The sequence below is a fragment of the Endozoicomonas sp. ALE010 genome, from assembly GCF_049310165.1.
GTDB lineage: Bacteria > Pseudomonadota > Gammaproteobacteria > Pseudomonadales > Endozoicomonadaceae > Endozoicomonas.
In genome coordinates this window covers 218294-237883 of sequence record NZ_JBLYNV010000001.1, presented here as the reverse complement: position 1 = coordinate 237883, position 19590 = coordinate 218294, and the positions used below count along the sequence as shown (strand labels likewise).

Annotated in this window: 17 protein-coding genes; 9 read left to right on the top strand and 8 right to left on the bottom strand. The window is 47.4% G+C overall.

The annotated features are described in order from the left end of the window. Positions 1-51: 51 nt before the first annotated feature. Positions 52-1032, bottom strand: a complete 981-nt coding sequence (locus ACO6UY_RS00855; protein WP_422488802.1) for a hypothetical protein — start codon at positions 1030-1032, stop codon at positions 52-54. Between the two features lie 293 nt (positions 1033-1325). Here ACO6UY_RS00855 and ACO6UY_RS00850 point away from each other — a divergent pair, with 293 nt between their 5' ends. From ACO6UY_RS00850 to ACO6UY_RS00840, 3 genes are all read left to right on the top strand, one after another. Next, a complete protein-coding gene (locus tag ACO6UY_RS00850; RefSeq protein WP_422488800.1) occupies positions 1326-3857 on the top strand; it encodes a DnaA ATPase domain-containing protein in 2532 nt (843 codons plus the stop codon). A gap of 157 nt (positions 3858-4014) precedes the next feature. Continuing rightward, a complete protein-coding gene (locus ACO6UY_RS00845) occupies positions 4015-6066 on the top strand; it encodes a hypothetical protein (protein WP_422488799.1) in 2052 nt (683 codons plus the stop codon). A gap of 136 nt (positions 6067-6202) precedes the next feature. Continuing rightward, entirely contained in the window at positions 6203-7597 is a 1395-nt protein-coding gene (locus ACO6UY_RS00840; protein ID WP_422488797.1) for an NAD(P)/FAD-dependent oxidoreductase, read from the top strand. 148 nt (positions 7598-7745) lie between these two features. Here the strand turns inward: ACO6UY_RS00840 and ACO6UY_RS00835 are convergent, their stop codons facing one another. Together ACO6UY_RS00835 and ACO6UY_RS00830 are read right to left on the bottom strand one after the other, a co-directional pair. After that, positions 7746-8057 carry a TusE/DsrC/DsvC family sulfur relay protein gene (locus ACO6UY_RS00835; RefSeq protein WP_101745945.1) on the bottom strand — a complete coding sequence of 104 codons (312 nt, stop codon included), beginning with the start codon at positions 8055-8057 and terminating at the stop codon, positions 7746-7748. An 83-nt stretch (positions 8058-8140) separates the two neighbouring features. Next, the gene (locus ACO6UY_RS00830) at positions 8141-8737 is read right to left on the bottom strand and encodes an HNH endonuclease (RefSeq protein ID WP_422459042.1); all 597 of its coding nucleotides are present in this window, start codon (positions 8735-8737) and stop codon (positions 8141-8143) included. A gap of 430 nt (positions 8738-9167) precedes the next feature. Here ACO6UY_RS00830 and ACO6UY_RS00825 point away from each other — a divergent pair, with 430 nt between their 5' ends. The 3 genes from ACO6UY_RS00825 to ACO6UY_RS00815 all read left to right on the top strand — a co-directional run bounded on the left by ACO6UY_RS00825 (position 9168) and on the right by ACO6UY_RS00815 (position 11075). After that, a complete protein-coding gene (locus tag ACO6UY_RS00825; RefSeq protein ID WP_422445067.1) occupies positions 9168-9623 on the top strand; it encodes a DUF3429 family protein in 456 nt (151 codons plus the stop codon). 34 nt (positions 9624-9657) lie between these two features. Next, a complete protein-coding gene (locus tag ACO6UY_RS00820) occupies positions 9658-9912 on the top strand; it encodes a DUF3081 family protein (protein ID WP_163372621.1) in 255 nt (84 codons plus the stop codon). 110 nt (positions 9913-10022) lie between these two features. Beyond that, entirely contained in the window at positions 10023-11075 is a 1053-nt protein-coding gene (locus ACO6UY_RS00815; protein ID WP_422445065.1) for an aldo/keto reductase, read from the top strand. A gap of 616 nt (positions 11076-11691) precedes the next feature. On the opposite strand, the gene ACO6UY_RS00810 is transcribed toward ACO6UY_RS00815, so the two are convergent. The 5 genes from ACO6UY_RS00810 to ACO6UY_RS00790 all read right to left on the bottom strand — a co-directional run bounded on the left by ACO6UY_RS00810 (position 11692) and on the right by ACO6UY_RS00790 (position 15909). Continuing rightward, entirely contained in the window at positions 11692-12714 is a 1023-nt protein-coding gene (locus ACO6UY_RS00810) for an ETS domain-containing protein (RefSeq protein ID WP_422488795.1), read from the bottom strand. A 148-nt stretch (positions 12715-12862) separates the two neighbouring features. Beyond that, positions 12863-13534, bottom strand: a complete 672-nt coding sequence (locus ACO6UY_RS00805) for a hypothetical protein (protein WP_422465912.1) — start codon at positions 13532-13534, stop codon at positions 12863-12865. Between the two features lie 346 nt (positions 13535-13880). Beyond that, positions 13881-14450, bottom strand: a complete 570-nt coding sequence (locus tag ACO6UY_RS00800; protein ID WP_422445059.1) for a hypothetical protein — start codon at positions 14448-14450, stop codon at positions 13881-13883. Positions 14451-14593: 143 nt separating this feature from the next. Beyond that, positions 14594-15346: a phosphonate metabolism protein PhnP gene (gene phnP, locus ACO6UY_RS00795; protein ID WP_422445057.1), complete on the bottom strand. Its 753-nt coding sequence runs from the start codon at positions 15344-15346 to the stop codon at positions 14594-14596. A gap of 20 nt (positions 15347-15366) precedes the next feature. After that, positions 15367-15909, bottom strand: a complete 543-nt coding sequence (locus ACO6UY_RS00790) for an Lrp/AsnC family transcriptional regulator (protein WP_422459048.1) — start codon at positions 15907-15909, stop codon at positions 15367-15369. 257 nt (positions 15910-16166) lie between these two features. Here ACO6UY_RS00790 and hppD point away from each other — a divergent pair, with 257 nt between their 5' ends. The 3 genes from hppD to ACO6UY_RS00775 all read left to right on the top strand — a co-directional run bounded on the left by hppD (position 16167) and on the right by ACO6UY_RS00775 (position 19564). Continuing rightward, positions 16167-17246 carry a 4-hydroxyphenylpyruvate dioxygenase gene (gene hppD / locus ACO6UY_RS00785; protein WP_422445053.1) on the top strand — a complete coding sequence of 360 codons (1080 nt, stop codon included), beginning with the start codon at positions 16167-16169 and terminating at the stop codon, positions 17244-17246. Positions 17247-17387: 141 nt separating this feature from the next. After that, positions 17388-18188 carry a phenylalanine 4-monooxygenase gene (gene phhA / locus ACO6UY_RS00780; RefSeq protein WP_422445051.1) on the top strand — a complete coding sequence of 267 codons (801 nt, stop codon included), beginning with the start codon at positions 17388-17390 and terminating at the stop codon, positions 18186-18188. A 518-nt stretch (positions 18189-18706) separates the two neighbouring features. Further along, positions 18707-19564, top strand: a complete 858-nt coding sequence (locus tag ACO6UY_RS00775; RefSeq protein WP_422445049.1) for an alpha/beta fold hydrolase — start codon at positions 18707-18709, stop codon at positions 19562-19564. Positions 19565-19590 lie beyond the last annotated feature (26 nt).

The following is a 19590-nucleotide window of genomic DNA, read 5'->3' as shown; positions in this document are numbered from 1 at the left end:
TACGACGTGCTCAAAATAGACCAATATGTCAGCAAAAAGTTGGAACGCCGATTACTGACGATAACTATCAAACCCATCTGCTTTTGTGGCGTATTCATTAATTGTTTTATTAAGATCCTCTGGAATCTCCTTCAATGGTGCTTCGGATGGTGTGAATTCATACAATGTGAATAATGCATCCAGAGTATCTCGGAAAACTTTTACGTCCCGGGTAAACAGAATAACGGTAGAGCAGAAGTTAGCTACCGTATTGGAAGAAGATTCCGGATAATACCCATTCTCCAGCTCCTCTTTTATAAATTTAATATCTATCTGGTCGGCATAGTACTTACGTCCATATTCAATATCTCTCTGGTGGGCATAGTTCTCATGAGCTGTTGCTTTGAGTAGCTTGTCACAAAATTCAGTGAGTGCCTTTTTTTGATGATCAGTAGGCCCCTCGGTTTTGCTGCATTGACCAGTACTCTCGAACAATCGATAGATCGCTTTGGAACACCGGCTGAAATCAGGCGGGGTCATTGTAACAAGCTTGAATAAATCGAGTGTGGCTTGTGGGAAATTAGGTCTGTAATCATAATGGTGAAAGAATCTTTTATTGAGCTGAGTGGCTATTCTGGTCAGGCCGTGAGCCTTGGCAGTAATTTCCTTTTGCTTTTTACTATCGATTATTTTCTCAAATTCAGATACTTCTTTGTTAAATCCCTCTACCAGTGTGTTTAAACCTTTTAACAAATCAGTATTTCCATCTGCTTGCATCAGTTGTCTGATTGGGGATAATCTTGTTGGGACACTCACACTGCGCTCAGATAAATGCGGGCCAGAACCAGTGCCAACTAATTCACTAATACTGATCTGATACTTATCTAGCAGGTGTTTAATAATTTCCTTCGCTTCTACACAGGCTATATCCCAGGGAAGAAAGTCTAAGGCGTTCAAAAAATCTTCTCTTGCAGCTCTCTGATATGGGGGTGGTGCTTCAGTGGCTCGTTCATTAAATATGGGTGGTGTGTTACCGCCAAATCTAATATCCAATTTTTAATCCTCGTCAATTATTTTTACCGTAAGCTTGAAGCTATTCCACCCTCAGCAGGCAATTCATTCGACGCAATTATTGTAGATCAATCTGTCAGAAAAAAATTGGAACTTTTTAACCAATTAATAATCAAACTTATTAATAGGCTCATTTATTAGAGTCAATCTGCTAATTATGATTTTGCAGGAATGATAATTAATGCTGCAGTGGTTGTTACACTTTGGCTATTAACTGTCTGAATTTAAACGCCAACTTTTAACGGATTAATATAAATTACAAAGGTCAATCAAGTATGGATACTACACCCACCACCAATCAATCAGGCGTTCGTCTTGAATCCCAAAATCAAGAATCCAGGGGGAGAGAAACGGCTACTCAAAATAGCCACCCTTCGACTTTTTGTGGTCATACCTTAAGTGGTGATCACCCCCTAACCCAAAAACAACCATGCCAGAACGGGAGCGCTGATGAAGGCCTGAAAAAAATTCCTGATTCTGATGGGCAGAAGCCTGTGGCAATAAGTAAGGAGATAAGTGATTTCAGAATTACCAAAGGTAATCCAGCCACCTGTTTACCAGGTACCAAAGCGTCTTTTCGTGAAGATAACAGTACTTTAAGAATTCATTTTCAGGCTGTAAGCATGATCACTCCTCCTCAGGAATATTTCCCGAAAAGTAACAGCAATGCGCCCCTGGATGAGCAATTAACCAATGAAACGATTCGCTGGCTCCAGCACAGCAATACACCTTACGATAAACGGGGTTCAGTCAAGACGAAGTATTACCCACCTGTGAAGGTAACAAGTGACAATCGAATGGGACCGATACCAAGAAGATTTAGACCGCCACCACTGGAGGTTAACAAAAGCCTTGGGATCTTTTACCCTGAGGACTATCAAGCCCGTGAGCTTAGAGATCTGATCAACGGTTCGTCTCTCGGTTTTCACTCACTACCGAAGTATTTTGACCCGAGGTACAAGTCCAGTTTTGTAGCAACCAGTGAAGGAGAAACACCAAGTGAGTGTCTGAGTGCTTTTTTTCATGGCCCCACCACTGCGGACTGTGCCACGACCTTACTGGCCTGTCAGTATCGAGCCATTGAAACCATTCTTGGCACTGATGAATTCAACCGCCTGTTTGGTTCACCGGTTTCGACATTCAGAATTGCCTGTTCGCTTTTCTGTAACAGTGAAACAATGGTTCAAGATGTGTGTGATGATATGTCACTTCCCTCTGGCGTTTTAAAGCCATTCGAGATGATCAACCCTTTCTCTGGCAGCTTGTTTAGCTTGTTTTCGGTCGGGGAGCCTATCTCGAATCCAACAGGTATTGAAGCGGGCGATTTGGATATCAAAAAGGGGGATATTGTCTATATCCAGGGCGTTAAAAACTACAGTGCAAAACACAAAACCGGCAGTGCCATCGGTTTTAATCTGATATGCACCGGACAAGACAGCAGTGCACAAAATCTCTATCTGGGATTTAGCCCAGATAAGTTTGCTGAACCGAAAACGTTCGAGCAAGTCAAAAAACTCCTGATTGATGGCTATAACCAACCACAGAGTACGGATACAATTGCTGCTATCGCAAAGGGGGAAACGGGTTATGCCGATTGGACCGATCATACCCTGAGCTATCAATCTCCCATTGTTGGTCTTACCTGTGGATTGCGCTTCAGACCTGAGCGCTGGACACAATTTTTTTCAAGTGATAAAGCCTGGCATCAGCAACCGCCGTTGCCTGTCACACCGGTTCTGAAACCAAAACCGGTGGATCATGGTGAACCGTTCCCCATTGAAAATCTTGCTGCCGACTTCGAGAATTTTGAAACCGGCTCATCACAGCAGGACCTGATGAAACAGACTGCCCTGAAGTTCACACACGCTGTGATTAATAACCTGGATGAAACTCTGCCCAAAAAACCTATGGGGCTATTTCTGAGTGGATCAGCGGGAATAGGAAAAACGCATCTTTGTGTAGCCGTTGCCAAAAAAGCAGCTCACTATGGCGTCAACACCCTCTATATAAGCGATGAAAGAGTAGGTTGCCTGTATCTGGACCTCGGCAGTGATGATAAACAATGGAATAGAAAGGTTGACGAAATGCTTGCCGGTAAGGATTTGGTGATAGTGGATGATGTTACCGAATGTCAGTTCGGCATCACCAAAATGTTTCTGGCGAAAACCATGAAACATGTGATGGCTGAAAACAAAGCCATCATGGTCAGTTCAAATTATCCTGTCCATATCGATAAAAAACATTTCGACATTATTGATCCCTTGACCGAAACTGCACATAACTTTTGTTACCTGAACGATCTACAGGGAGACAGTCGACGTTCCCGATGGTGGGATAGCCTTGAAGTCCAGACTGATGATGCATTATTGCAACTGGGTCATTATCAAGGGGACAAAGCGGCAGGCGTGATCACTGAGCAGGCGGAATCAATAAATGAGATTGCCATAAAACTCAGTATCCCGGTGGAGCAGATCCGTCAGGTGGGTCCCTGCTTTTTGCCCGGAGGCCAAAGGCTAATGCCTGATTTCTATTTAAGTGATTTATCCAATACAAGGCATCAGGCGGTTTTGCTGGAGTGCGATATGAGCGGCAGTAAATTGAGGAGCCGGATGAATATTGAGCAGTTCTTCAACGTTATTCAAAGAGTTCACGATGAAGGCTTGAAGCTGGTTGTGAAAACCAATGATCGCTTATTATTTATAGAAAAGGTAATGAATCATTATGAAGACGACTTTCTTGCTGAGCAACAGAAAAAGATTCGTACTACTGACCGGCTGAAGAATATGTTCCCAGATTTTTCGGAATGATTTCATTTGGTTAACTACTTATGGTTCAGAACACTCCTCATTTGGCAGTGAACTAAAACTTTCCCCTATGGTCAGAATTCCATGTTGGATGTGTCAGAAAATCATAATTGGCACATCTTCTAGAGATCACGTGTAATACTGTCATGAAGAATTGACCATGTTAACTACTATTGCCAGTCCCACCATTTCTCAACCAGAAATAGCAACATCCGCTAACTCATCAGAAGTAACTCCTTCCCCTGCAAATTGGCTAAGCCCAGTGCTGGATTGTGCTTATGGGACTGTCAGCGTTCTTCACAAGATTACGCGCAAGATCGTATCAGCTCCTGCTCAGACGTTTATTTTTCTGGCCCTGGCGAACAGATGTATAACAACGGTGAATGCCTCCCCTCATTCTCCATCCTCGGTCACTCCTTCAACAATGGGGCTGGGGCCTTCGGTTAATGTACCCTCTGCACCCCCTTATTTACCGCCACCACCTGAACCAGGGTGGATGGCTTCGCTGACAAGTAGTCGTCCTGCTTATCGGGACCATGAACGCCCCCGTACTGCAAACCGTGGCTCACCGGCAAGAAACGGCCGACCCGGTATGGACAGGGTCACTCCGCCCCGCCCTGAGAACCGGTGTGTTGAAAAGAACCTGTTCCCCTTCTATTCAGGACCACGGATCAGCCTTGCCTGTCCCGGAAAGATTTTGCCGTTGGATCAAAGCCGCAATGTACGACATGAGTACCTGCAGTGTGGCAGTGCCGAATCCTCCTGGACTCGCTTTCCGGATCCGTTGGATGAAGCCGCCTGGCATGCATTGAAAAAAACAGACCCTGATCAGGCTGTCAAATGGTTGCGCGACCTTCCGGCCCCGGAGTATGGGGGCATTTTGGACTACCCGATTGACGTTGTCTGGAAGTGGGAAGATTGCCGACTGATTAAGGATTCGGCTATCTGTGGGACTTACCGGGTATGTGATCAACAAACGCCCACCGGACAAAATCGACGTCAGTCCGATACCAGGAATTGCAGGGACGTTGCCCGAAGTTGCTACGCCGATGTTGCGCAAGTGGGACGCAGTCCCTGTGGCATGGGCAAATTGGTCTATAACGTGAAATTTGTGAAAAAAGACTCGCCTGACTGGAGTCCTGGCCGACCCGGGGTTATCACGCGTCTGGCCAATGGTTATGACCTGTTACCTGGTGAAAAAGAGCAGCTGTCGGTCAGCCTTTTTTGCCCGGCCACTGGTTATGACCTGATACGTGGTGAAGAAGGGCAGCTGTCGGTCAGTAATTTACGCTCGCCTTCGGTTCGGCTGAAACCAACGCTGAATATTAATGACCCAAAGAATGCCTACCAAATTCACACACGCAATAATAATCTGTGGCAGCCTGCCTCCCTGCAATGTCGCCTGAACGGTTTTGACAATGTCAGTTTTGAGGTGCTCACCGATCGGCGAATTCTATCCAGTCCACCCAATACTCTCTGGTTCCCTGATGGCGATATGTCGTCAGCCATTGTGTGGGGGGGCGCATTTGATCTGAACGGGGACTATCAATCCAGGGGCTATCCTTGTGGATTAATCGTCGAAGACACGGCAAGTTACACCTTCAAAGATCTGTCGTTATCAACCATGTCTGCCGAAACATCACCACTGATCAGGGTGCAGCTTTACCAATCCACCTGGCTGGGAGAGCGGCTGAAATCCACTACCTATTTTGATGAACATATCCAGCTGCTGGTGGACCCCGCGCCAGATAGCGGGGCCAGTGATACCCTCAGAACTTCGACACGCTACCAGCTCAGTTTCGATTATGGAGCCGGGGCAGCAATTTACCGGACTTATTTACCCGGGCTCATCTATTATCCGGGGCGACTGTTATTCTCCCCTGATGCGTTGAGCTTCGAAGATTATCTGGCTCCTGATAGCCGATACACGTTCAAGGTAACTATGAATCTGAAAAATATGCCGTTCTACTTCCAGCCCTGTGCATCAGAGCCTGCGGCTCCGGATTGCCAATGGTATGCATTATGGGGGTTGTTCAGCCCGGGGCGATATGAATCACGCAGTTTCTCCCTCAAAAGCCTGGATATTACCGTCACAACTCCACCGCAAGTTGAACTGAGAAGCTGGCAGCCGACATTCTGGGAGTTTGTACGGTACGCTCAGTTTGTCGCTCCGCTTTATGGAGCCTGCAAAGTAGTAATGGCGGGGCATTAATGCTGATACCTATCAGGGGGGCGGAGTGTTGACTGCAGCTAAATAAATGCCCGTCGATGGAACCTTTTGCTGGACGGATTGTCCAATTAAAAAAACTAACTTTTAACTATATTAATTTCCGTTTCATGGAGGAAATATGACCGTATTCTCTCTAGTACTCACATCGATATTTGTCTTCTTCAGTGGTCAGCTCCAGGCCGGGGGTACAACAACCGCTGAAAAGCACTACGCCGTTGTTGTTATTGGCGGTGGGCTGATGGGTAGCGCCGCTGCCTGGCAGCTGGCCAGGGACGGCAAAGAGGTTATCCTGCTGGAAAAACAGGATCGTGAATACAGTCAGGGTTCCAGCAAAGGGCTGACACGTATTGCCAGAAGCAACAACCTGGGCAGCGATCTGTGGTCTTACCTCCACAACCGTTCGGTTCAGGAAACCGCAACGCTGGTCAACTATCTCGGTAATCAGGGCGACGATATCTCGATGTCTGCTGTCTACCAGACAACACCCGTCAATTATATGAGGCCGCTGAAAGCGGCTGATGCCATTATTGCTTCCTCTGAACGACAAAAGGTGGACTACAAATTAGCTCTAACGCCGGAGGAGGGAATGGAGATGTTTGGTGTCCAGCTGCCGGAGGGGGTTTTTCTGCATCGTGAATTCAATGAGCACTCAGGCACCCTTAATCCTGAAGCACTGATTTCACTGTTGCACAAGGCCATTAAACTGAAAGGGGGCACAATTGTTTACAATGCTTCCGTTAGCGATATCCAACGGCAGGGTAACCACTACCTTATTGCCAGCAAAGATTCGCAAGGTTCCGAAAGGGAATTGACAGCCAGCCAGATCGTCAGCGCTGCGGGCCCTTACACCGGCCCATTGCTAACTGAGCTGGCCCCCTACATGGATAAACTGATCACGCCAAAGCGGGTATTTCTTGCGTTCCTGCAGATCAGTCCGGCGAAGTATCATCAACTTGATGATCATGCCCGCAGTCAGCTGAGACGAGCCTATCCGGTGATTAACAGCTCCGCTGGCACCCGGGAGGGTAGTTTTTATTCCATGTTTGAATCTTCTGATGCAGATGGAAATTCGGTCATCAAGATTGGCGGCCATTTCCAGCGCAGCGACATCAACAAGCTGGACGATGTCTGGCACCAGGCGTTGTCCGAAGAGGAGATTCGCTGGAGCATTGAGAACACCGGTCGGTATTTACGCATGCATGGGGTGCCGGTGAACGATGAGGATCTACAACTGGTTGACGATGTTTCCTGTGTCTACAGCCTGACCAGTACCGAAGTACCCATTGTTTCCCAGCTGGTCGCGCCGTCCGGTGAAATGGACAGCAACTTCGTGGTGATGGCCGGAATGTCCGGCGTCGGTGCCAAAGGTGCCATGACCTACGGAAGAATTGCCGCCAACCTGCTTCAGGGCAAGAGCGAAAGTGATCCCGGTTATCTGGAGGCTGTGGAAGCCGTTGGCTTTACCAGACTCAAAGAGGATGTTGATCAACTGCAGGTAAGCCCGGAAAAATAAGGCATTGAGAACCGACCGTGTTCTGTTGAGCAGTGGCTGGTGTCACTGTCATCAATCAGCAGGACTTTGTTGTGGTTTGGTTTCCATCTGCCCATATTACAGATGTGAGTATGCCTTCTATTTCCCGGCAGAGTAGCTTCTTTGACGGTCAGAAGCAGTTGGTAGGACGGGGCAGTCCGGCAATTCGGGCAGCAACTCTGGCCGGGCTTTCAGGAAAAAGCGTCATTAGATAGAGGCTGTTCCCTTTGTCTTTGCCAAGGGTATTGGCAATATGCTTAACAAAAGGTCGCTGGTTTGGGGCCAGTTCATATTGTTGATAGAACGCCCGCAGCGCGTAAATCACTTCCCAGTGCGCTTCAGTGAGCACTATACCCTCAAGCGCCGCCAGCTCTGTGGCAGCTTCTGTATTCCATTCGTCAAGGTTGGCCAGGTAGCCATCGTTGTCGAGATTCAGGGGCATTGCTGATTCCAATACAAAAAAATGAACAGGGCGGGGAGTTTACACCGGAGCCCTGTACATAGACAGGGGCTTCAGCTGACGATTTAAATGGGTTGCAATATGCTGGATGATGTATTGCGATTACGGCTTTTCCAGCGACAGTTTTTGGAAAACTGGGTTCTGAGATAGTCAGCCTGATCCGGCAGGATTCGCTGGCTGTTGACCAGGGCAAGATATTCGGCAGCATTGGGTCGATAGGGCAGGGCAATCAGTGACATCTCGGTGTTTTCCAGCAGCTTGTCTCCTTTAAACTGATTACAGCGTCGGCAAGCAGCAACAACGTTCATCCAGTCATCAGCGCCTCCCTTGGATTTTGGCACAATATGATCCCGGGTAAGCTCCCTTGTTTTGAAGAAACGGCCACAATACAGGCATTGATGATTGTCTCTTTCAAACAGTGAGAAATTGGTAAGGGTTGGATTGTTTCGGCAGGGAAAAAGCCGTTTACCGCCACAGGCAACGATACTGGGGAGTTCGATAATCGTTCGATCTCCATGCCACCGGTTATAGCCGCCATGGATCCGGTAAATAATATCTCCCAGGCTCCAGCGAACCAACTCTCTTGAGTAGAGGCATACTGTTTCCTGCCAGGTAAGCCACTCAACAGGCTGGCCAGCAGTATTCAACCGCAGAATATACACGACAGAGGCTCCCGTTTATCAGTCCCTGATAAAGGTCAACCTGACGGGCCATTGCCACTCACGATCAACGCATCCGCTGAGCAGAGTTCTCTTTAACCGGGCAGGCCGCTGCGACCTTAAAGGTCGTTTGGTTAATCATTTTATCGGCTCTATTATTCTGATTCGTATCCATTTCAGGCTAACACATTCATTCAGCATTAATAAACCCGGAGCAATGATATGGCATGATCCATTCGATCTGACCATTCGTACAGATAGGGCGTAGCTCACCTTTACTGGCAAAAGCTGAGTGAAAATATGTATGAAAGCTCCCTTTTTTTATGATGTGGCTCGCCACATCTGGCTGAGAATCCTTGCTCGCTGGCAGAATAAGCCCTATACCTGTGAGGTTGAATGTTTAGACATCACTGTGAGACCAAAGGAGAACCGAGTGGATCGCTTTCAACGACTCATGTACTGGCTTGCCTGGCTTGGGATAATGCCTTTTATTATTACGCTGTCTCTATCCATCAGGGACCAGTCTCTGTTTGATAATACAGGGGAGCAACTGTTCATTATTTATTCCATCATTATCAGTAGCTTTATGGCCGGTTCTTTATGGGGGCAGGCCGTCTACAGTGAGAATCAATCCAGAAGCATTTTTAAAGTACTGGCCAGTAATGCCATTGCACTCTCGGTATTCGGAGGGCTTCTGGCAGGGCTGGCGAATCATCAGATGCTGGTGTTACTTGCCATCGGTTATCTGGCAACACTGATTATTGAGTGCGTTCATACGGAGCCTTTGGCCGATGGTCGGGTAAAGTCTTACCTTTCCATGAGAGCAACTGTCACTCTTGTGGTGTTTATCTTGCACTGTTTTCTCTATGCCTCCCTGAAAATTACGTAAGCGGGGAGCCTTGCTTTTCTGAAGGAGTCAGTCAGTGGATCAACATATCGATATTCAAAAGTGTCTTTTGGCATTTGCGCGCATTCTGGACAAGGGTGAACAGGTGGCCGGGGGCTACTTCCTGGAAGGTGTTACCGCAAAGTCAATGGATGATGGCTATACCGTTATGCTGGGCAATAGGGATTGTCAGCTGTCCATCTATTTTCATAATAAATTCGGGATTGAGTCCCCCAGCCAGAAAAGTACAGACGCTTTTATTAAGCTGCTTTATCGCATTGCCGAGCAATAGTTTGCTGTTCACCAGGACCAGTCAGCAGTGTTGATTTGATTATTCTCCTGATTGTGTTTTTCTATTACTGTAATATGCATTAACCCTTAAAAATACCGGGGAGTCGGTCAGTGAAAAAAATTAAACTGGGATGCAGTGAACTGCAGGTGACAGAGGTCTGCCTGGGATCCATGACCTGGGGACAGCAGAACTCTCTGAATGAGGCGTTAGAGCAGATTGACTTCGCGCTGGACCAGGGAATTAACTTTATCGATACGGCCGAGATGTATCCGGTTCCCCCTGATGAGCAGACCAGCGGTGAAACTGAGCGCTGCATTGGTGAATGGATCCGGGCCAATCCGGGCAAGCGTGATGAGGTTGTCATTGCCACGAAAATTGTCGGTGTGGGACTACCGTGGATACGTAATGGCAGCCCAATCAGTGGTCAGCGTATTAAAGAAGCGGTGGAAGGTTCTCTGAAACGCCTGAATACAGACTGTATTGATCTTTACCAGCTGCACTGGCCAAACCGGGTCTCTCCCCATTTTGCCAGACACTGGCCAGGGATGGTTCCCCATACCCAGGTGGATCGAGCGCGGCAGGAAGCGGAAATGGTGGATATTCTTCAAGGGCTGGATGATTGTATTAAAGCGGGGAAGATTCGTTATTGCGGCCTTTCAGATGATACGCCCTGGGGCATTGGTGAGTATGTGCGGCTGAGTGAGAAGTATGATTTGCCCAGGATGGTATCTATCCAGAACGAGTTCAGCTTAATACATGCCAAGGACTCACCCTATGTATTGGAATCCTGTGTATTAAATGATGTCGCTTATCTGCCCTGGTCGCCACTTGGCGGTGGAGTGCTGTCTGGCAAGTACCGAAATGGACAGATTCCGTCGGGTTCCCGTTGGTCTTTTCAGCAGAGAAATGGTCTCTTCCGCAATACCCCAATGACTCACAAGGCGATTGAAGGCTATCATGGGGTAGCTAAGCGCCATGGGTTCTCCCTGGCACAGATGGCACTGGCCTGGGTATATCAAACAGAGGGTGTAACATCGACGATTATCGGAGCCAGTTCACTGACGCAGCTTAAGGAAAATATTGATGCCTGCCAGCTGAAATTATCAAAAGAGGTGCTGGGCGAGATCAATGCTGTATTCCGTCAATACCCGGTACCTTTTTAAAGCAATCGGTCGCTGAGGGTGTTTCTCCCAGCCAACAATGTTCAGATACAGATAAATGCCAGGTCAACTTCATCGGTTTACTCCTTTTCCATTATTTCCATCTGCAGGGAAAGGGTTTCAACCTGATCAAGTTCCTCTGAAGACAATGGGCGATAAAAACGTGGATACTCCCAGCCAAATCCCCCAGCGGAACGGTGTGGGCCATAATGGACTGCCGCCAAACCGAACTCCGGCATACATTACAGCGCCAATCCGGGGATGGCCCGCTTCTCTGAGACACTGTCGCAATGTCTGGTCTGAATGTAATCGGCCTTCTTCGGTGCCGCCCTGGCAGTAAGTAAAATCATGACTAACACAGCAGTGCAACCATTGATCAGGCTGGGATAATGTGCCATTCGGAAACAGGCTGCAGCCATCACTGACAAAGGGTTTTAACTCACTTTGATAATAATTGTTGTTATTTTCATAAATTCGTCTTTGTGGGGTTATAACTCAAGCACTCCAGTGTTGCCGTCACTGGTGGTCAGTGTCAAGGATTCATGGTTTGTCAGGGCAGTTCCATTCCCGGTGAGGCCGTGAGCAAGCCTACGAGTGGGGGCTCCTGGTTTGACTTTACTCAACGCATGAGTCCTATGGTTTTAAAATAATCAGCAACAACAGGATTCGATAGATTAAAGCGATAATGCAGTCTTGGCAGGTGGGTGCCATACTGATCAAATTTAGTAATTATGCCTGCGGTATAATAATTCCTGATTGATCTTGCAATATTTTCAAAGACGACGGGGGTTGTTCTTTGTCTGTGAGTGGTCCATTGCTCTGAAAATTTGTCGAGATCTTTAAATTCAAAGATACCTTGTCTAATATTTACCCAGGCAGTGGAGTTATCTCGATTATGAATAATATTATGTAATATAAATTTCCAGAGAGAATTTACTTTACACAAATTTTTATTTATTTGATCAGATTTTGGCTCACTTAATTGATGCTGATTGCAGAAGGCATATCTTTCCACCGGGGAGTAACCAACTTTCGGGCTATAGTGAGTGTAGGGATAGGGGAGAAGACTCTTTTCCTTTTCAGTGTATTTTGCTCTGGCACCTGAATTTGTAACCACCTGACTCTCCGGATTTTTTTCAGTACCTGTAAAATTATTCGTCATAGCTCCACTTTGCATGAATGAATTTAAAAAAGTATCTGATGAATCAGGATCTGTTTTTGTATAGGTAAACTGAGTATTTCTACTATTAGTTGACATAGAGTTATGTGCCAATTTATCAGATTCTTCATAAAACTGTGGTTGCCTTATTATGCCAGCTTCAGAAAAATAGAGGTGCATAGTTTTAGAGATGTTACTTTTTATCCTTGGGTTGTCATTAGAAGTGTTTTGTAAGCCACAAGGAACACTTAAATGGTTAAAACGTTGATAATTAATCTCCATCTGTCTTTGTGATAAGTTGGTTTGATGTTGTCTTGAGTTGAAGTGGTCGTTTGTAAATATTTGACGTGTGGTGGTATAAGGGGTGTATCTCAGGTGTTTTTCTTTATTCCGTACCGTTGTGGAATATCTTCGGTGAAGTTGATCATCGTTAGGGTTAGCTATTTTATTTAATGTCTTGTTAGCAGATATCGGGTTGCTCATAAAAAATTGACCCTGTATTTTATTGGTCTTTCTCTTTGTCAATGTTATATGGCTAAAAGTTCCATCTTTGAGTCATCTTTTTTGTCAGGTGGAACCACTTTTCAATGTGTTGATACATATTCATTGTCGCTATGTTCAAAAGATAACATTATGATAGTGTTTCCTTCTTGCGCGCCTGATTGCGTTGCCTCTGATACTCCCTTTGGATCTTCCTTCGATACTCTGCATAATCGGGATTATTCTTGTAGCGTTCTCTCTGGTAATTTCTGAAGCGCTCCCTTTGTTTCTCTGCGTAAGCGGGATCTTTGCAGCGCTCCCTGTAGCGTTCCCTTGCGAGTGCCAGGTAAGCAGGATTTCTTTTCCGCGCCCTCTGTTGTTGTGCGTAATTGGGGTCATTCTTGTAGTACTCTTTTTGACGCTCTCTTTTGCGCTGCGCGAACTCGGGATCATTCCGGTAACGCTCCCTCTGGCGCGCCCTTTTACGCTCCTTTTGACGTTCTGCCTCAGCAGGATCTTTACAACATTTCCTGTTGCGCTTCACTGTCAGGGTGGAACTTGCATCCGGGACCTTATCTCTTGACCGGGCTGAATCACCTGATGAACCAATACCTAAAATAGACTGGATCGAAAAACGTTCATTAGCGGGAATATATTTTGGTGCATGATTATGCTTCTTCAGCCCCATTCTGACTGGCAAGTGATGTTCAGGGTTATAAACGATGACTATCGATCTTTTTTCAAACCGGGGATCCTCAAGTGGATTATGAAAATGCACCGTTGGCTGCTGAAGGTAGTTCTCAGGAGTTTCATTAGTGGACACAGCGCATGGAACAGTAGCTGTTTCTGCAACATCACGGGAGAAGGCCTGACAAAATCTGCCCGATTCAGAAAAAGCGGTATCTTGAAAATAAGAGACGTGGTACGAAACTGTATATATTGGCTCGGAAACAGTAGCTATATCCATTGAATTATTGAATTATGGAACTCTAGCTTTCTGACCACTCTTTTTACATAAAGTTCCCCACCTGACACAACTCATTTGAAATCTTTGTTATGGATTGTCTGAATACCCATATGTCATGTCAGGGACTGCGGTGAAGGCAGTCGCTACTGAAGGCAGGATGATTGACGGGGTGATTATGTGTGGGTATTAACGCTTCTCTGCACTATTCGAGATTCTCTTCCCAGTCATCAATCAACCAGTCACCGGCCATCCAGTACTGGTCAATATCCATGCTACGCACTGGGTCATCACCTCGATCAAACATGTCCTTGCCTTCTTTAAAGGCTTCTAAACACTCGTCTGCCAGTACCTGCCCATGAATGTTCAAGCCAGTGGAGAATTCATCCGGAAAGTGCTTGAGGCTTTCAGCCAGTCCCTGGCTTGGGTCAGATGGCCACAATTTTTTCAGCACAGCGCGGGAAGCGCCGTAGGTGATCTCATCAATATGAGTTCCCTGACAGTGAGCCCGGTAGATCGCCATCAGGCTCAGGTCATCGGGCTCAGCAGTGGTGATCATTATCAAGGGCTGTTTCTGCTGGCAGTCAAACTCACTGGCTAACAGGTGAAGCGCCAGCCCTTCCGCAGAATAAAGGGGGCTGATATGGCAGGCATTGCAGGCAGTAATCAGTATCTGTCCAGAGGCATCAAGAATACAGGCTGTATAGGGCGATGCAGGGTTTGCATTGACGCCAAGCTCCAGCAGCTCACCCATCAACTCGGTGTAATCAGACATGTTGATAACTCCAGATCACCGTGATCCCAACAGGCGGTCAAGACTCACAGTCATCGATATTGAGGCATGCTTAAACATAGTTGATGGCCAGCGTTTTGTCTGCCCATAGTCCTAACCCGGATATTTCATAAACATGCTCCTGCCTAAAGGGTGATTACCAACCCATCATGGCCAGCTTCAATATTTTTTGGTAACGGATTGGTATTCATCCAGTTATCAAGCTCATGGCCAATATGGGTAAGAATCGTGCGTGATGGTTGTATCCTCTGGTGCAACTCCATAACATCATTCAGGCTGTTGTGAGCTCCGGGAGACGCTGACATGTCCGGAGGGTAACTACAGTCAATAATCATGACATTGACCGGATTGCTGGTAAAAAAGGTGAGGGTCTCCTCTGGCAGTCCCAGGGTATCCGTCAGGTAGACCAGTGTCCTGCCATTACGGTGAAAAACATAGCCCATGGTTGGGCGTGAGTGACTGAGGGGAACAGGGGTTATCCTGACACCATTGACAGTAAAGGGAGCGAAGGGCGTCACTGTCTGACTGAAATCCAGAATGCCGGAATGTTTCAACAGCTCTTCCGGGGCATCCGAGGTGTCTGGCCCGGTCACGGATATTTTCAGGCCACTTCCCCAGCGCAGGCTGAATAAACCGGCAATATGATCCATATGGTAATGGGTCAGAATAATCTGTTTCAGGGAGCCTGCTGGAAAACGATCTTCAATATCCGTAAGCCCTGCATCAATAAGCATCATTTCATTGTCGGACTCCAGGATGGCGGAAGCCGGGCGGCGAGCGAGAAAAGGGTCCATGATGGCTTTAATGCAGGCGGGGCAGTCACAACCATAAACCGGGCATCCTTTCACGCTGCCTGTGCCGGTCAGGGTAAACTTCATCGGGAACTCCATAAAAGACTCTATAAGCTGAGGGGCAGTACCGTGGTGGATTTAATGGCAGAGAGAGCCAGGGCCGTTTTGATCTGGCTGATACCGGGAATTTTCATCAGTTCTTCCATCAGGAAAAAAGAGAGTGCGTGCTGATTTTTGGCCACCACCTTTAACAGGTAATCGCCATCACTGCCAGTGATGGCATGACACTCCATAACCGGAGACATGTCCAGAATGGCCTCTTTGAAATGGGTTGCAGAGTCCGGGGTATGGTTATCCAGGGAAACCGTGATAAAGGCTTCAACATCCAGGCCAACCGCCTGCGGGTTCAGTAAAGTCACCTGTTTCTGTATATAGCCTTTTGCCTTCAGCCGACTGATACGGCGGGAGCATTGTGATGCAGAGAGGCTGACCAGCTCTGCAAGACATTGCAGGGATAGCGCATCATTCTTCTGGAGTGCAGACAAAAGTCTGATGTCGTAGGTATCCAATACATTTCTGCTCGCCATCCGATCCCTCGCTGTGTTGTTGGCCACACTTCTGATCAATGCAGACAGACCCGGATTAAGCATCTTCTCTAACCGGAATAATGCACTTCTTTCATTAACAACCTCCGGCAATCAGGGCTGCTGCCGAATTTATTGGCAGGATCCCGACATAACTGGCTGCTTTCAGGTAGTGTAAGCCCGGTTTGATGGCTCCGCCAATTCATCTGATGCAAACCTTTTGTATCATCTTGCGTAATGAGGCTGCATATCGCAAGGCTTTTGCATCAGGGCGATCGTATACTTTTTCTATACTGTGGCTGGACTGTAAAAGAGGACGAAGCATGACAACGAACAAAATGTCAAAGATTACCAGCACAAACCCGATGGGAACCGACGGGTTTGAATTTGTCGAATACGCAGCGCCGGATGCGCTGGCACTGGAAAGCCTCTTCAAACAGTTTGGATTTGTTGCGGTAGCGCGCCACCGATCCAAAGAGGTGACACTCTATCGCCAGGGGGGAATTAACTTTATCGTTAACAGCGAGCCTGACTCATTTGCCCAGAAGTTTGCCCGGGAGCATGGCCCTTGTGCCTGTGCATTTGCCATTCGGGTAGAAGATGCGGCGTTTGCCTATGAGAGGGCGCTCAAACTGGGCTGTCAACCCGGGCCAACCCAGAGTGGTTCCATGGAGCTGAATATCCCATCCATTGTGGGCATCGGTGGCTGCCTGATTTATCTGGTTGACCGATATGGCGACAAAGGGTCGATTTATGATGTGGACTTCGTTCCTGTTGAGGGCGTTGATCAGGAACCTGAAGGTGTCGGCCTGACCTTTATCGATCATCTTACCCACAATGTCCAGCGGGGCAATATGGATAAGTGGGCATCTTACTACGAGGATATTTTTAACTTCCGTGAGATTCGATATTTTGATATTGAAGGCAAGTTGACCGGGTTGAAATCCAGGGCAATGACCAGTCCCTGTGGGAAGATCAGAATTCCCATCAATGAATCTTCTGATGACAAGAGCCAGATTGAAGAGTATCTGCACCAATATAATGGCGAGGGTATCCAGCATATCGCGCTGTACTCCAAAGATATCTATCAATCGGTACCGGCGATGCGGGGCAACGGTGCCGCCTTTCTGACCCCGCCACCGGACACCTATTACGAGATGCTCTCTGAAAGGCTGCCCTGGCACCAGGAAGATGTTGATAAGTTGAAAGCCAGTGCCATCCTTATGGACGGTGCACCTACTGAGGAGGGTGGATTGCTGTTACAGATTTTCACTGAAACCGCCATTGGCCCGATTTTCTTTGAGATCATCCAGCGCAAAGGGGATGAAGGGTTTGGTGAGGGTAACTTTACCGCGCTGTTTGAAAGCATGGAAAGGGATCAGATGAGAAGAGGGGTGTTGTAGCTTTTTCTCTGATCTGACTGATCACCAATCCGTCGGGTTTTCTTATGGAACAGGTTCTATTACAGGGCTTTTCAGGGGAATGAACCATCAATCCGGTGGGGTAGTGATTCACTACCTTGCTGCAAGGCCGGGGAGAGTTTTATGAAGTCATCCAAATATCAGGCCAGAAAGCCTGACGAGTCAGGCTTTATTGAATATACAGATGAGGAGCATGAAACCTGGAGTATTCTGTATCACCGACAGATTGAGTTATTGCAAGGTCGGGCATGTGATGAATACATGGACGGCATCGAAGAACTGGCCATGCCGTCAGAGCGCATTCCACAACTGGATGAAATAAACCGTGTGCTTAACGGTAAAACCGGCTGGGGGGTTGCCAGGGTGCCGGCGCTGATCTCCTTTGATCGTTTTTTTAAGCTTTTAGCCGACAAACAATTCCCGGTTGCCACCTTTATCCGCGTCAGAGATGAGCTGGATTATCTGCAGGAACCGGATATTTTTCATGAAATATTTGGTCACTGCCCTCTGCTGACCAATCAGGATTTTGCTGACTTTACGGAAACCTATGGCAGGCTCGGTCTGGCTGCCAGCAAAGAAGAGCGGGTTTACCTTGCCAGGCTTTATTGGATGACGGTTGAGTTTGGCTTATTGAATACCTCCCGGGGGTTGCGTATTTATGGCGGTGGAATTCTCTCCAGCTTCGGTGAAACGGCCTATGCCCTGGAGAGTGATATTCCCGTCAGAACCGCCTTTGACCCACTGACAGCACTGAGAACGCCCTACCGGATCGATATTTTGCAGCCATTGTATTATGTACTGGACGATATTGCGGTCCTTCATCGCCTTGGTGACATGGATATTATGGCGCTGGTCCATCAGGCGATGGCGATGCCTTTGCTTCCCCCAATGTTTGAGCCCAAGTCTGAAGAGGGTGCTGCGTGAGTCAGCATCCTGTAACTTATTGGTTTTATATTATCCAATCATAACTGTTATGCTCATTAAGGTCATAAAGAACTGAAAGTAACGGGATGCTTGGAGACATCAGACGTCAAGGCGAAGGACTGAGAGCCTGTTCGTGCAATAATCACGGTTGTGCTTTAAGCGACAATGTTCTTATTTTTTGATCTGGATCAATAAAGTGTGTGCGGGAAATACGTATTCTGTAGTCACTCCTGTAGCGGGTTGCCGAAGTCAGCAGGTCGCAGCAAAAACAAAAAAGGCGGGACCGGATTCCCTGCCGCTAAAGGAAAAAGAATATATACCACTCCAATAACAATTAAAATCGCTCTGTGCTGTCTGACAGTAGTTCCGCCCCGTTTTTACGGGGTTTCTGTTTTTGTTGCTTCCCTGTGTTAACATTCACGATTTCTCTGATAGATTGGCTGTGATTGCAATGGTCAGCCATTCGGCCTTACTTCTTTCCTAAATAAGTCAATACTTTGAATTGCAAGGAGTCTACGATGTATCCAAGGGAGCTGAACATTCAAACACCGCATTTAACATTTGCTGCGTTGGAGTGGGGGGACCCTGAGGGTGTTCCGGTGATCGCACTTCATGGGTGGCTGGATAATGCGGCCAGTTTCACTCCCATGGCCCCAAAGTTAGAGGGCATCAGGCTGATAGCTGTGGACCAGGCGGGCCATGGTCTTTCTCAACATCGTCCCGCGTGGTTCAGTTATGATGTTTGGCACTACGTTGAAGATCTGGTTTATATCGCTGAGTCATTGCAACTTGAACGGTTTGGTTTGCTTGGGCATTCCATGGGCGGTGTGGTCAGTGCGATGGCAGCGGGCTCCGTGCTGAAAGATCAGGTTGCCGGGTTGGTAGCTATTGACGGGCTTTTCCCCTGGCCAAGAAACCCTGAAGATGCTCCTCAAGCACTGGCGAACTATATCAATCAACGCAGAACACCGGTTGATCAGCTGCCAGTGACCCGCTATCGATCGAAGGAGCTGGCCGTTCGGGCCAGGGCCATGGGCCAGTTCAAAGTTTCCAGGCAATCGTCAGAACTGCTGGTGGATCGATCTATTATTCAGGATGGAGATGACTGGATCTGGACGGCAGATCCCCGTTTAAAGCTGGGATCTCCCACCCGTTTTTCCCTTGAGCAGACCCTGGCATTTCCCCGGCAGATAACCTGTAATGCTCATATGGTCTATGTTGACATTGGTCCGATCAGTGACGCTATTAACCAGTATCATCATAAGCTGCCAAATATTCATTTTCACCCGATGAGTGGCAACCATCATCTTCACATGGACGATCAGGTGGAAGCGATTGCCAATATAGTTAACTCTGTTTTAGGCAGTAAATTATGATAGTCTGAAACGTCGTTGGGGGAAGA

Coding starts and splice junctions, on each gene's coding strand:
- ACO6UY_RS00800 (WP_422445059.1), bottom strand. CDS start 14,450: ATGTCTGATTACACCGAGTTGATGGGTGAGCTGCTGGAGCTTGGCGTC.
- ACO6UY_RS00850 (WP_422488800.1), top strand. CDS start 1,326: ATGGATACTACACCCACCACCAATCAATCAGGCGTTCGTCTTGAATCC.
- phnP (WP_422445057.1), bottom strand. CDS start 15,346: ATGAAGTTTACCCTGACCGGCACAGGCAGCGTGAAAGGATGCCCGGTT.
- ACO6UY_RS00775 (WP_422445049.1), top strand. CDS start 18,707: ATGTATCCAAGGGAGCTGAACATTCAAACACCGCATTTAACATTTGCT.
- phhA (WP_422445051.1), top strand. CDS start 17,388: ATGAAGTCATCCAAATATCAGGCCAGAAAGCCTGACGAGTCAGGCTTT.
- hppD (WP_422445053.1), top strand. CDS start 16,167: ATGACAACGAACAAAATGTCAAAGATTACCAGCACAAACCCGATGGGA.
- ACO6UY_RS00790 (WP_422459048.1), bottom strand. CDS start 15,909: ATGCTTAATCCGGGTCTGTCTGCATTGATCAGAAGTGTGGCCAACAAC.
- ACO6UY_RS00845 (WP_422488799.1), top strand. CDS start 4,015: ATGTTAACTACTATTGCCAGTCCCACCATTTCTCAACCAGAAATAGCA.
- ACO6UY_RS00835 (WP_101745945.1), bottom strand. CDS start 8,057: ATGCCCCTGAATCTCGACAACGATGGCTACCTGGCCAACCTTGACGAA.
- ACO6UY_RS00810 (WP_422488795.1), bottom strand. CDS start 12,714: ATGAGCAACCCGATATCTGCTAACAAGACATTAAATAAAATAGCTAAC.
- ACO6UY_RS00840 (WP_422488797.1), top strand. CDS start 6,203: ATGACCGTATTCTCTCTAGTACTCACATCGATATTTGTCTTCTTCAGT.